General features: G+C 35.5%; 12 protein-coding genes. 9 read left to right on the forward strand and 3 right to left on the reverse strand.

What is annotated here, in order from left to right; genetic code table 11:
* Window positions 1-69: 69 nt before the first annotated feature.
* The 5 genes from fumA to truA all read left to right on the forward strand — a co-directional run bounded on the left by fumA (window position 70) and on the right by truA (window position 5636).
* A complete protein-coding gene (fumA, locus tag AC0IXC_RS25695) occupies window positions 70-1593 on the forward strand; it encodes a class I fumarate hydratase (RefSeq protein ID WP_085963289.1) in 1524 nt (507 codons plus the stop codon).
* A 126-nt stretch (window positions 1594-1719) separates the two neighbouring features.
* Window positions 1720-2502: a delta-lactam-biosynthetic de-N-acetylase gene (pdaA, locus tag AC0IXC_RS25700; RefSeq protein ID WP_002029593.1), complete on the forward strand. Its 783-nt coding sequence runs from the start codon at window positions 1720-1722 to the stop codon at window positions 2500-2502.
* Window positions 2503-2561: 59 nt separating this feature from the next.
* Window positions 2562-3425 (forward strand): DNA-3-methyladenine glycosylase family protein, encoded by an 864-nt coding sequence (locus tag AC0IXC_RS25705; protein WP_002140272.1) that lies wholly within the window; start codon window positions 2562-2564, stop codon window positions 3423-3425.
* A 10-nt stretch (window positions 3426-3435) separates the two neighbouring features.
* Window positions 3436-4815, forward strand: a complete 1380-nt coding sequence (rlmD, locus tag AC0IXC_RS25710) for a 23S rRNA (uracil(1939)-C(5))-methyltransferase RlmD (RefSeq protein WP_002029595.1) — start codon at window positions 3436-3438, stop codon at window positions 4813-4815.
* Window positions 4816-4898: 83 nt separating this feature from the next.
* The gene (gene truA / locus AC0IXC_RS25715; protein WP_002125027.1) at window positions 4899-5636 is read left to right on the forward strand and encodes a tRNA pseudouridine(38-40) synthase TruA; all 738 of its coding nucleotides are present in this window, start codon (window positions 4899-4901) and stop codon (window positions 5634-5636) included.
* A 51-nt stretch (window positions 5637-5687) separates the two neighbouring features.
* Here truA and AC0IXC_RS25720 read toward each other — a convergent pair whose 3' ends face one another.
* Together AC0IXC_RS25720 and AC0IXC_RS25725 are read right to left on the reverse strand one after the other, a co-directional pair.
* The gene (locus tag AC0IXC_RS25720; protein ID WP_002140273.1) at window positions 5688-5885 is read right to left on the reverse strand and encodes a hypothetical protein; all 198 of its coding nucleotides are present in this window, start codon (window positions 5883-5885) and stop codon (window positions 5688-5690) included.
* An 81-nt stretch (window positions 5886-5966) separates the two neighbouring features.
* Window positions 5967-7370 (reverse strand): sigma-54 interaction domain-containing protein, encoded by a 1404-nt coding sequence (locus AC0IXC_RS25725; protein WP_002029598.1) that lies wholly within the window; start codon window positions 7368-7370, stop codon window positions 5967-5969.
* Between the two features lie 301 nt (window positions 7371-7671).
* Here AC0IXC_RS25725 and AC0IXC_RS25730 point away from each other — a divergent pair, with 301 nt between their 5' ends.
* The 3 genes from AC0IXC_RS25730 to AC0IXC_RS25740 all read left to right on the forward strand — a co-directional run bounded on the left by AC0IXC_RS25730 (window position 7672) and on the right by AC0IXC_RS25740 (window position 10823).
* Window positions 7672-7926, forward strand: coding sequence for a biotin/lipoyl attachment domain-containing protein (locus AC0IXC_RS25730; protein ID WP_002010281.1), 255 nt, complete (start codon window positions 7672-7674; stop codon window positions 7924-7926).
* Between the two features lie 105 nt (window positions 7927-8031).
* Window positions 8032-9453: an amino acid permease gene (locus AC0IXC_RS25735; RefSeq protein ID WP_033708760.1), complete on the forward strand. Its 1422-nt coding sequence runs from the start codon at window positions 8032-8034 to the stop codon at window positions 9451-9453.
* A gap of 47 nt (window positions 9454-9500) precedes the next feature.
* Window positions 9501-10823, forward strand: a complete 1323-nt coding sequence (locus AC0IXC_RS25740; protein ID WP_471653545.1) for an acetylornithine deacetylase — start codon at window positions 9501-9503, stop codon at window positions 10821-10823.
* Window positions 10824-10920: 97 nt separating this feature from the next.
* On the opposite strand, the gene AC0IXC_RS25745 is transcribed toward AC0IXC_RS25740, so the two are convergent.
* Entirely contained in the window at window positions 10921-11574 is a 654-nt protein-coding gene (locus AC0IXC_RS25745) for a helix-turn-helix domain-containing protein (protein WP_002029602.1), read from the reverse strand.
* Between the two features lie 137 nt (window positions 11575-11711).
* On the opposite strand from AC0IXC_RS25745, the gene ytaF reads away from it, so the two are divergent.
* Window positions 11712-12323: a sporulation membrane protein YtaF gene (gene ytaF, locus AC0IXC_RS25750; RefSeq protein ID WP_002029603.1), complete on the forward strand. Its 612-nt coding sequence runs from the start codon at window positions 11712-11714 to the stop codon at window positions 12321-12323.
* Window positions 12324-12373 lie beyond the last annotated feature (50 nt).

A 12373-nucleotide genomic window follows, 5' to 3' on the forward strand; every position in this document is an offset into this window, starting at 1 on the left:
AAGAGTATAACAATGGAATTTTCATTTCATAACGTTTTGGTAGCGTTCACAATTGAGGGGGAAGTAACAATGGAAAAGCTTCAAGAAAGCATGTATCAACTAATTGTTGAAACGTCAACGAACTTACCGAAAGATGTTCGTCGCGCAATTCAACAAGCGAAAGAACGAGAAAATGCAGGAACTCGTTCGGCGATGGCACTTGGCACAATTACGAATAACATTAAAATGGCAGATGATAATATCTCGCCAATTTGCCAAGATACAGGGATGCCAACGTTTAAAATTTATACACCAGTTGGTGTGAATCAATTAAAACTGAAGGAAGCTATCTATAGTGCGCTTGAGCGGGCGACAAAAGATGGTAAACTTCGTCCAAACTCTGTTGATTCTCTTTTTGGAGACAATAGCGGAAACAATTTAGGACCAGGTACACCTGTTATTAAGTTTGAACAATGGGAAAAAGATTACATTGATGCACGTTTAATTTTAAAGGGCGGCGGTTGTGAGAATAAAAATATTCAATATAGCCTGCCTTGTGAAATAGAAGGACTTGGACGAGCTGGGCGTGATTTAGAAGGAATTCGTAAATGCCTTCTTCATGCAGTATATCAAGCGCAAGGTCAAGGGTGTAGCGCAGGAGTAATCGGCGTCGGTATCGGGGGAGACCGCACATCAGGTTACGAATTAGCAAAAAATCAATTATTCCGTACATTAGATGATGTAAATCCAGTTCCAGAATTACACAAACTTGAAGAGTACGTGTTAGAGAATGCGAATAAGCTTGGCATTGGTACGATGGGATTTGGCGGAGAAACAACTTTATTAGGTTGCAAAGTTGGAGTATATAATCGTTTGCCAGCGAGCTTCTACGTATCTGTTGCGTATAATTGTTGGGCATATCGTCGTCTTGGTGTAACAATTCATCCTGAAACAGGTGAAATTATGGATTGGTTGTACCAGGAAGGTGAAGATACACTTCAGCAAGATGCTGCGCAAGAACAAGCAGAGCAGCGTGAAATCGTATTACAAGCTCCAATTACAGAAGAGCAAATTCGTGAACTTCGTGTTGGTGATGTTGTTACAATTAACGGCATGATGTATACAGGACGTGATGCGATTCATAAACATTTAATGGATAACGATTGTCCAGTAGATTTAAAGGGACAAATTATTTATCATTGTGGTCCAGTTGTAGTGAAAGATGAAAATGATAATTGGCAAATTAAAGCGGCAGGTCCAACGACAAGTATTCGTGAAGAGCCATATCAAGGCGATATTATGAAAAAGTTCGGTATTCGTGCTGTAATTGGTAAAGGTGGTATGGGTGCTAAAACATTAGCAGCTTTAGAAGAACACGGTGGTGTGTACTTAAATGCAATTGGTGGTGCAGCGCAATATTATGCTGAATGTATTAAAGAAGTGAAAGATGTTGATTTCTTACAATTCGGTATCCCAGAGGCAATGTGGCATTTACGTATCGATGGTTTTAAAGCAGTTGTAACGATGGATTCTCATGGTAAAAGTCTACATGCTGATGTTGATAAAACATCACTTGAAAAATTGGCGAGCTTTAAAGAACCTGTATTTAAGTAAAGAGAAGTGCATCTCGAATTATTCGAGGTGCATTTTTTTGGTATATATAGAAAAACATGTTCAGCATGAAAGAAAGCAGGGAAACAGAAACTACAGGTACGATTATATATGGAAAGGAGACTATTTATGAAATATAAATGGTTATATATAGGTCTCATTTTTTCAATTATGATGGCACTTGTTCCAGTTTCAACATTTGCTTATACGAATACACCACATAACTGGGGAATCCCACGTCCTAAAAATGAAACGGTGCCAGATGCAGGGAAACTATATACAGAATTACTACAAAAAAATGGTGGGTTTTATTTAGGAGATACGAAGAAAAAAGATATTTATTTAACATTTGATAATGGATACGAAAATGGATATACAGGAAAGATTTTAGATGTACTGAAGGAGAAAAAAGTACCAGCAACTTTCTTTGTGACGGGACATTATATAAAAACACAAAAAGATTTATTATTAAGAATGAAAAATGAAGGACATATTATTGGTAATCATTCTTGGAGTCATCCAGATTTTACAACAGTAAATGATGCAAAACTTCGTGAAGAATTAACGAGCGTAACGGAAGAGATTAAAAAAGTTACTGGGCAAAAAGAAGTGAAATATGTACGCCCTCCACGAGGCGTGTTTAGTGAAAGAACGCTAGCGCTTACGAAAGACATGGGATATTATAACGTGTTTTGGTCGCTTGCATTTCTTGATTGGAAAGTAGATCAGCAAAGAGGATGGCAATACGCTCATAATAATGTAATGACTATGATTCATCCAGGATCTGTTTTGTTACTTCATGCAATATCAAAAGATAATGCAGAAGCACTTGCGAAAATCATTGATGATTTGCGCGAGAAAGGGTATCATTTTAAAAGCCTAGATGATTTAGTAAAAAGCAATCAACCGTAAGCATGTATGCTTGCGGTTTTCTCATGCTATAATGATGTGTAAAAAGGATGGGGAAACGTATGTGGAGCGAACATGTTACGTTAGAATATCCGTACCATTTTGAGGAAGTACTAAAGCGTTTATCTTTCGACCCGTTAAACGTTATTCAATTAGACGAGAAAGTAATTTATGTCCCGGTTTTTATAGACGAAGAACAGATTGTTGTTCGTTTGCAAGGGATTGGTACTGTTCAAAATCCACAGTTTTGGATCTCTAGTCAGGCAGGAGATCAAGAGAAAGTAATGAAACGAATGAGATCCATTTTTCACTGGAATGAACCGTTTCAAAATATACAAAATCATTTTTTAAACACATCATTACGTCCACTATTTGAAACATATGCTTATACTCCAATTATTTTAGAATTTGATTATTTCGCTTGTCTTCTTCGCTGTATTATTCATCAACAAATAAATTTGAAATTTGCTACTGTGCTAACAGATCAATTTGTAAAACGATATGGGACAGAGAAGAACGGCGTTTTCTTTTTCCCAACACCAGAAAGAGTAGCAAACATTTCAATAGAAGAATTGAGAGAGCAGAAGTTTAGTCAGCGAAAAGCCGAATATATAGTAGGATTAGCAAAACATATTGTAGGCGGTAAATTAGATTTAGCAAGGATACAAAACGAAACAGAAGAAGAAGTATCGGCACAATTGTTACCAATAAGGGGTATTGGAGCATGGACAGTGCAAAACTTTTTAATGTTTGGGCTTGGTCGGAAAAATATGTTTCCAAAAGCAGACATTGGAATTCAGCGCGCAGTGCAAGGTGTATTTCAATTAGATAATAAGCCTGATGATGCATTTTTAGAAAAAGTGAAACAAGAGTGTGAACCATATTGCAGTTATGCAGCGTTATATTTATGGAAAAGTATAGAGTAGAGGTGTAATAATGATACAAAAGCAACAAGAGAGTAAGTTGGAAGTTGGTCAAACGTTTCCTGTGACAATTAAACGTCTTGGGATTAACGGAGAAGGCGTTGGTTATTTTAAGAGACAAGTTGTTTTCATTCCAGGGGCATTACCAGGAGAAGAAGTTGTTGCTGAAGCAACGAAAATTCAGCGTGGCTTCGCTGAAGCGAAAGTGAAAAAAGTTCGTAAATCCTCACCACATCGTGTGAAAGCACCATGTTCAGTATATGAGGAGTGTGGTGGCTGTCAATTGCAGCATTTAGATTATAAAGAACAATTAAATCAAAAGCGTGATATCGTTGTACAAGCATTTGAGAAGTACATGAATAACAGTCTGGAAGAGAAAATTCGTCCGACGCTTGGTATGGAAAATCCATGGCATTATCGTAATAAAAGTCAATTGCAAGTGGGGCGTAAAGACGAAAAGGTTATTACAGGGTTATATAAGCAAAACTCACATCAGTTAATTGATATTTCTCATTGCATGATTCAGCATAAAGCAACGAATGAAGCGACAAAAGTTGTAAGACGTATATTAGAAAAATTAAATGTTTCTATTTACAATGAGAAAAAACAAAAAGGTTTAGTACGCACAATTGTGACACGTACTGCAGTTCAAACAGGGGAAGTGCAAGTCACACTTATTACAACAAAAGAAGAATTACCAAATAAAGATCAATTTATCGCAGAAGTGCAAAAACAAATGCCAAGTGTTAAATCAATTATGCAAAACGTAAACTGGCGTAAAACATCTGTTATTTTCGGTGATAAAACATTTAAATTAGCTGGAAAAGAAGTAATTCAAGAAACACTAGGTGATTTATCATTTGAATTATCAGCACGCGCATTCTTCCAATTAAATCCAGAACAAACAGTTGTTTTATACGATGAAGCGAAAAAAGCAGCTGCTTTAACAGGAAACGAGAAGATTGTGGATGCGTATTGTGGTGTCGGTACGATTGGACTTTGGCTTGCGAATGATGCAGCGGAAGTACGTGGTATGGATGTAATTCCAGAAGCGATTGAAGATGCAAAGAAAAATGCAAAACGCCACGGATTCACAAATGCAAAGTATGAAGCTGGTAAAGCGGAACAATGGTTACCAAAGTGGGTAAAAGAAGGCTGGCGTCCAGATGTCATTGTTGTCGACCCACCGCGTACAGGTTGTGATGATAAATTACTTGAAACGATTTTAAAAGTGAAACCGAAACAAGTTGTTTACGTGTCTTGTAACCCGTCCTCATTAGCACGTGATGTGGAAACATTAATGGAGAGCTATGAAGTGGAGTATGTACAACCAGTTGATATGTTCCCGCATACTGCGCATGTAGAAAATGTAGTGAAACTTGTTAGAAAGTAACATTCAATAAGGATATGTCCCTCACAAAGCAGGAGCTATGTGAGGGTATATTTTATTTAGCGAATGGAAGTAAGGAGAATATAATGAACAATTATAAATTGACGATTCAATATGATGGTGCGCGTTATAAAGGGTGGCAACGTCTTGGTAATAATGACAATACGATTCAGGGGAAAATCGAAAGTATAATATCTGAAATGGTCGGAAAAGAAATTGAAATTATCGGCTGTAGTAGAACGGATGCTGGTGTACACGCTTTGAATCAAGTAGCTAACTTTCAAAGTGATGAGAAGTTAGTAGAACATAAAGTAAAAAAGTATTTAAATCAATATTTACCAAATGATATTAGTATTACGAGTGTAGAAGAAGTACCAGATCGTTTCCATGCTCGTTACAATTCTAAAGCAAAAACATATCTTTATAAAATTTGGAATGAAGAGCATACGAACCCATTTATGCGTAAATACAGCATGCACGTGAATAAACAATTAAATGTGAAAAGCATGAAAGAAGCTGCGAAACATTTAGTTGGTTCACATGACTTCACTGCCTTTTCAAATGCAAAGTCTAAGAAAAAATCTATGGTTCGAGAAGTGTATACACTTGATGTTTCCGAAGAATCAGGATTTGTACAAATTAGAGTAAGTGGTAACGGATTCCTTCATAACATGGTGCGGAAAATTGTTGGAGCATTAATTGAAGTTGGATTAGGGCAATTAGAGGCGGACGCAATTCCAAACATTTTAGAGGAAAAACAACGTAATCAAATTAATTGTCTTGCTGAGGCGAGTGGATTGTATTTGGAGAATGTTGAATTTTAATAATAAGTAAAAAATCGAGCTGATAAGGCTCGATTTTTTTGCACTCTGAAATTAAGAAGATTTCTCTTTCTTCATACGTAGCTTCAAATTCCAAAAAGCAGCAAGCATAATAGCTGCAAAGGAGCCGCTAATTGTGCCTAAGAGCTTTGCATGAGGAAAGCTGCTCATATCAATGAATAGCATTATACATAGAATGGTAGGGAAAAGACCTAAGTAGTGTAATAACTTCAACTTCTTATCATTACTCATATACATTGCCCCTTTCTAGCATATTATACGTTTATTATAACATATTTTACCAGTTCCTTTACGCTTGGAGAAAGATTCATTTCATATGTGCAAGTGCAATTTTTTAATTCGATATTGTAAGTTTTGTCTACTCAATCCTAAAAATTTTGCGGCTTGTGAGATATTACCTTTATTTTCTTTAAGAATTTGATGGATATATTTCTTTTCCATTTCTTCGATTATACGTTTTAAAGTTTGTGGCGTATCAGTATTGTGACTAGTTAGCAGAGTCTGCATATTCAGTTCCTTTTTTGCTAGTTCGCGAAAGTGCGTTGGCATATGGAACGCTGTAATGATATCTTCATCTTCTATTAAGTTCATGGAGCCTTCAATTATATGTTCTAGTTCTCTCACATTACCAGGCCAATCGTATTTATAGAAGAAGTTATTTACGTTTAAATCTACATCTTTTACGCTAAGATCAAATTGGATATTGTATTTTTCAATAAAGTGTTGAACAAGATATGCAATATCTTCTTTTCGTTCCCGTAAAGGTGGAAGACATAAAGTAACAACGCTTAATCGGTAATATAAGTCTTGTCTTAATCGATTGTGTGCTATGGCTTCAAGAGGATCTTCATTAATAGTTGCTATAATACGAACATCAATTTCTTTTTCTTGTGTGCCTCCGATTCTTCGTATTGTTTTTTCTTGTATAGCCCGCAGCAATTTAGCTTGAAGTGCTGGGCTTAATGAGTTGATTTCATCTAATAACAAAGTTCCCCCATTTGCCTCTTCAAATAAACCAGGTTTATCTATTGCCCCTGTAAAAGCACCTCGATTTGTACCAAATAGTAAACTTTCCATTAAGGTTTCTGGTATAGCGGCACAGTTTTGCGAAATAAATGGTTTTGTTGAACGCTGGCTTTCATTATGGATGCTTTGCGCAAATAGCTCTTTACCGGTCCCTGTTTCCCCGATTATAAGTATGGAGGATGGCGTACGTATTACTCTCTTTGCTTCTCTAATGACCGATTGAATAGCTCTAGAATCACCAATTATGTGATCAAAGGTAAACTTAGTATTTTGTTTTCGAGAAAGGTTCGTTTTCATTGTTTGTTTTAAATGACTAATCTCTTTTGAAATTTCAATAGCGCCTTTAATTTTTCCATTTTCTATTATAGGAAAAGTATCGTTAATCGTCGTAATCTCTTGTCCTTTATTGTTAAAATACGTTTGTTTTATATTTTTGTTTGTTTTTCCAAGTTTTAAAGCCTCTATAAGAGTACTATTTTTATTTTCTTCAAATGCAAATACTTCTAAAGGATTTTTATCTAGCACATCTAAGCGATCCATTGATTCAATTTCCATCATTTTACGGTTATAGATAATCGTTTTACTTTCCTCATTAATAATATGGATCCCAATATCTAGTTCATTGAGTAAAGTTTCGTATAGCACATTCATTTCAATAATCTTTTTAAAATTGATTTCTTCTGTATGCATGTATTATCTTCTCCTCGTTATACCCTATGAAGACTGACTTTTTATAATTTTATTAAAATTCTTATAAAATCGCAAAATTTTTTTGCTATTTTCTCTTAAAAATTTTCAAATGATAGAAAATTTTTGCGGTTATGCAGATTTTTTTCTTAAGAAATCCTAATTTTACATAGGTATTGAGGTTGGTACGTATTTTGCATGAATAGTAGTTAAGATCTCTAAATTTAAAGAGTAGGGGGATTATGAATCTTTATAGTGTATGCAACGTTTCAGTTTCAATTAATAAGAGGGAGGAATTTATAAAGTGAAGACGGTTATAGAAGGCGTGTATAGTCCTTGTTACGGGAAAGTAGAGAAATTATTTGTTACTGAAAGTTCTTACGTATATGAGTGGGAAAAATTAGCGTTAATTGAAACAATAGATAAGCAGCAGGTGGAAATTAAAGTGGGAATCAGTGGTTATATCGAATCATTAGAAGTGGTAGAAGGACAAGCTATCGCTGATCAAAAACTATTAATAACAGTGAGGGATGACCTTTTAATAACAGGTAGTGATTAATAGTAGTAATATGTATTTTGCTCTTTTAAATAATTATTTTTACTATGAAGAATTTTAAAAACGCTTACATTAAATGGGTTTGCAAAGTGAAAAGGGGGGATTTATATGATGGATCAAAACCAGGGATTAAAAAGAGAATTGAAAAGTCGGCACATATTTATGATTGCACTCGGAGGGGTTATTGGTACTGGGCTTTTTTTAGGATCCAGTTATACAATTCATGAAGCTGGACCTGGAGGAGCGATTGTAGCGTATCTTGTCGGTGGATTTGTTATGTATTTAACGATGCTCTGTCTTGGAGAGTTAGCGGTTGCGATGCCTGATGCAGGATCGTATCAAACATATGCTACAAAACATATTTCACCTGCAGCGGGTTATGTAGTGGGATGGATGTCGTGGCTAAACTGGACGGCTACGATAGGCATTGAATTAATTGCAGTTAGTATATTAATGAAACGTTGGTTTCCAGATGTATCATCATGGATTTGGTGCGTAGTGTTTGCCGTATTGCTCTTTGTTATTAATGCGTTATCTTCAAGAAGTTTTGCGGAGGTTGAATTCTGGTTTGCAAGTATTAAAGTAATTACAATCATTGCATTTATCATTTTGGGCGGGGCAGCAATGTTTGGTTTTCTAGATATGAAAGGAAATGAACCAGCGCCGATGTTTTCTAGCTTTACTGATTATGGTGGATTGTTCCCAAATGGGTTATCAGCCATTTTAATTACGATGATTGCAGTTAATTTTTCCTTCCAAGGAACAGAACTAGTTGGTATTGCAGCTGGTGAGAGTGAAAATCCAGAGAAAACTATCCCGAAGGCAATTAATAATACAGTTTGGCGCATACTTATTTTCTTTGTACTATCTATTTTTATTCTTGCGGGACTATTTCCTTGGCAGCAAGCAGGCGTGATAGAAAGTCCATTCGTAGTTGTATTTGATAAAATTGGTATTCCTTATGCGGCTGATATTATAAATTTTGTTATTATTACAGCTGTACTATCAGTTGCGAATTCAGGATTATATGCAACTTCCCGTATGCTATGGTCTATGTCTAATCAAGGAATGATTAGCCCGATTTTTGGTAAGTTATCTAAAAACGGTGTTCCTATTTATGCATTGATTGTAAGTACGTTTGTAGGGTGTCTCTCATTACTATCAGGTATTTATGCGGAAGATACAGTTTATTTATGGCTGCTTTCAATTGCAGGGTTCGGAGCAATATTAGTTTGGGCATCTATTGCTCTTTCAAATTTATTGGCTAGAAGGACATATTTGAAGCAAGGTGGGGATATTAAGGACTTAAAATTTAAAACACCACTGTATCCATTTGTTCCAATTCTTGCTTTAGTATTAAATTTAACAGTAATTGTAGCTATGGCTTTTATTCCAGAACAAAGAATGGCATTATATTGTGGTATTCCATTTATGATTGTTTGTTTACTGTTTTATCGTGCTACTAGAAATAAGAGAAGTAAGGTAGAACATATTGAAAAGACAAATACAACCGAATTAGAAAGTTTATAATAGTGATTAATTTGGAGACTGTAAGATTGTAAACAGTCTCTTTTTTTGTGAAAATAAATTTGGAAACATACTACGTATGCAAAGGGAAATTAGCAATGAATCAAGAAGTTTCACAGCTATTAGAACAGATTGATTTACGAAAAGAGGAGCTACTAGAACTTACAAAAACTTTAATTCGTTTTGCAACACCAGCACCGCCAGCAAGAAATACAAATGAGGCGCAAGAATTTGTTGCGGAGTTTCTAAAAAAACGAGATTTTAGTATTGATAAGTGGGATGTATATCCAAATGATCCGAATGTTGTTGGAGTGAAAAAGGGGACAGCAAGTGAGTCACATAAAAGTCTCATTATTAATGGACATATAGATGTTGCAGAAGTATCAAAGGACGAACCGTGGGAAACAAAGCCGTTTGAGCCGTTTATAAAAGATGGTTGGTTAGTTGGGAGAGGCGCGGCAGATATGAAAGGTGGACTAGCTGGAGCCTTATTTGCTATTCAGCTTTTAGAAGAAGTGGGGATTGAATTACCTGGAGATTTAATTTTTCAATCGGTAATTGGCGAAGAAGTAGGAGAAGCAGGGACACTTCAATGTTGTAAGCGTGGTTATGATGCTGATTTTGCAGTAGTAGTTGATACAAGTAATTTACATATGCAAGGGCAGGGCGGCGTAATTACTGGATGGATTACAGTGAAAAGCCCGCAAACGTTTCATGATGCAACACGTAGACAAATGATCCATGCTGGAGGACGTCTATTTGGAGCGAGTGCGATTGAGAAAATGATGAAGATTGTCCAAAGCTTACAAGAATTAGAGCGTCATTGGGCAGTCATGAAAACATATGAAGGCTATCCATCTGGAACAACAACAATTAATCCAGCTGTTATTGAAGGAGGACGTCATGCGGCATTTATTGCGGATGAGTGCCGATTGTGGATAACCGTACATTTTTATCCAAATGAAACGCATGAACAAATAATAGAAGAAATAGAAGAGTATTTAGGAAAAGTGGCAGCAGCAGATCCATGGTTAAGAGAGAACCCACCACAATTTAAGTGGGGCGGAGAATCAATGATTGTGGAGCGTGGCGAAATTTTTCCTTCTTTAGAAGTAGATAGCGAACATGTTGCTGTCAAAACGCTAAGTTCAGTACATGAATCTATTTTATCTAAAAATGCAATTTTAGATATGTCAGCAACGGTAACTGATGGCGGATGGTTTAGTGAGTTTAACATTCCAGCTGTTATTTACGGACCAGGTACATTAGAAGAAGCTCATTCAATAAATGAGAAAGTTGAAGTTGAGCAGTTAATTGAATTTACAAAAGTAATAACAGCGTTCATATATGAATGGTGTCATACAAAAAAATAGATTAGTATATTGAAATTGTACAGGTATGTACTTGTACGCTTTTTTAGTGAACTATTTCAGAGTTGAACATAAACAACTGAAATAGTTCTTTATTTTTCTATGTTTTTCGTTTTATTTCAATTAATTTCTCTTTAGCTAATTCAACGGCAATCGCATCATCTAAATAGCCGATTGGAAAAAGATAATCGGGGATAATGTCTGTTGATAAAATGAAATATAGTAAGGCACCCCCAATAATTGCACGCTCTTCGGTTGAAATGGTTTCTGTACAAAATTGTTGGTACATATTTGTTAATTGCTCAATGAAAGGACCAGCACTATCAATTTGTTCTATTTTACTTTTGAAACTCTCGTGAATACGTTTTTCGCCTTCAGTAGTTTGAGCATAGCGCTCGTAATTTTCAAGTTCTTGTTTTACACGAGTTGTTGTGTATTCGAAGTCGAATAGGTTAGAGGATTGTAATGTTTGTTGAATTGTATCGAGAGATGTGTACATATCTGCTTTTTCCTTATTTATGTGTGGAGAGTTAGGGTACATTTCATCAAGTAATAATTGCGGTGGAACTTGTAGACAGTTTGCGAATTTTTGTAAATGGTTTTGCTTCGGTTGTTGTTTGCCATTAATTATTCTTGAAATTGTTGCAGGATCAATATTTGTAAGTGTTCCTAGTTGGCGCATAGATAGAGCGCGCTCCTTTAACAGTTTCTTTATTAATTTACCGAGCCGCTCATTTGGATTTCCATTGGGCATAATGTAGGCACTCCTTTTCTATTGTCTATCGTTGAAAAAATGTTGAGCATTTATTACAAGTATATGAAACAGACAGGCACAGTTGCTCAACATTTTCATAATATGCAACGAAAAGTGAGAAAAGGGGTGACTGTACGATGAGTACGGCAGGTTTATTTTCAATTTTTTTAATCGGGATTGCGTCTAATTTAGATAATGCAGGTGTTGGGATTGCATATGGCATTCGTAAAATTCGAATTTCGTGGCTTAACAATTTTATCATCGCATTTTTTGGATTTTTATTTACTTTACTAGCTGGATTTTTTGGGAATTGGATCGCATTATTTATTTCAGAGTTCACAGCAAACATTATTGGAGCAGTCGTTTTAGGAATAATCGGGGTGTTTATTTTATGTCAGCCTTTCTTGAGTCAAAAAGATACCGTAGAATCTAAAGATAGTAGTGTACTTATGGGGGTTTTACGTAATCCAGAAAAAGCAGATTTTGATGGTTCTAAAACAATTAGTTTTTCTGAAGCAATTGTTTTAGGAGTTGCATTGTCCATAAACAATATTGCAGGTGGATTTGATGCTGGAGTAACAAATTTAAATCTTTGGCTTACGGCATGTATTTCTGGAGTTTTTAGTTTTATTTGTATTAGTGGTTTTACGTATGTTGGTAAAAGATTTTTAGCTGAATACTTAGGGAAATGGGCAACTATAATTGCAGGTGTGTTATTAATTCTTATTGGAATTGATCAATTGTTGTAAGAAGGATAGGGAAAACAGTATTCGAGTATTTCCTTGGAAATACACTGAAA

It is taken from the genome of Bacillus sp. AC266, from assembly GCF_979253805.1.

Bases quoted from the DNA above. Each gene is read 5' to 3' on its own strand.
- fumA (WP_085963289.1), top strand. From the start codon at position 70: ATGGAAAAGCTTCAAGAAAGCATGTATCAACTAATTGTTGAAACGTCA.
- pdaA (WP_002029593.1), top strand. From the start codon at position 1,720: ATGAAATATAAATGGTTATATATAGGTCTCATTTTTTCAATTATGATG.
- AC0IXC_RS25705 (WP_002140272.1), top strand. From the start codon at position 2,562: ATGTGGAGCGAACATGTTACGTTAGAATATCCGTACCATTTTGAGGAA.
- rlmD (WP_002029595.1), top strand. From the start codon at position 3,436: ATGATACAAAAGCAACAAGAGAGTAAGTTGGAAGTTGGTCAAACGTTT.
- truA (WP_002125027.1), top strand. From the start codon at position 4,899: ATGAACAATTATAAATTGACGATTCAATATGATGGTGCGCGTTATAAA.
- AC0IXC_RS25720 (WP_002140273.1), bottom strand. From the start codon at position 5,885: ATGAGTAATGATAAGAAGTTGAAGTTATTACACTACTTAGGTCTTTTC.
- AC0IXC_RS25725 (WP_002029598.1), bottom strand. From the start codon at position 7,370: ATGCATACAGAAGAAATCAATTTTAAAAAGATTATTGAAATGAATGTG.
- AC0IXC_RS25735 (WP_033708760.1), top strand. From the start codon at position 8,032: ATGATGGATCAAAACCAGGGATTAAAAAGAGAATTGAAAAGTCGGCAC.
- AC0IXC_RS25745 (WP_002029602.1), bottom strand. From the start codon at position 11,574: ATGCCCAATGGAAATCCAAATGAGCGGCTCGGTAAATTAATAAAGAAA.
- ytaF (WP_002029603.1), top strand. From the start codon at position 11,712: ATGAGTACGGCAGGTTTATTTTCAATTTTTTTAATCGGGATTGCGTCT.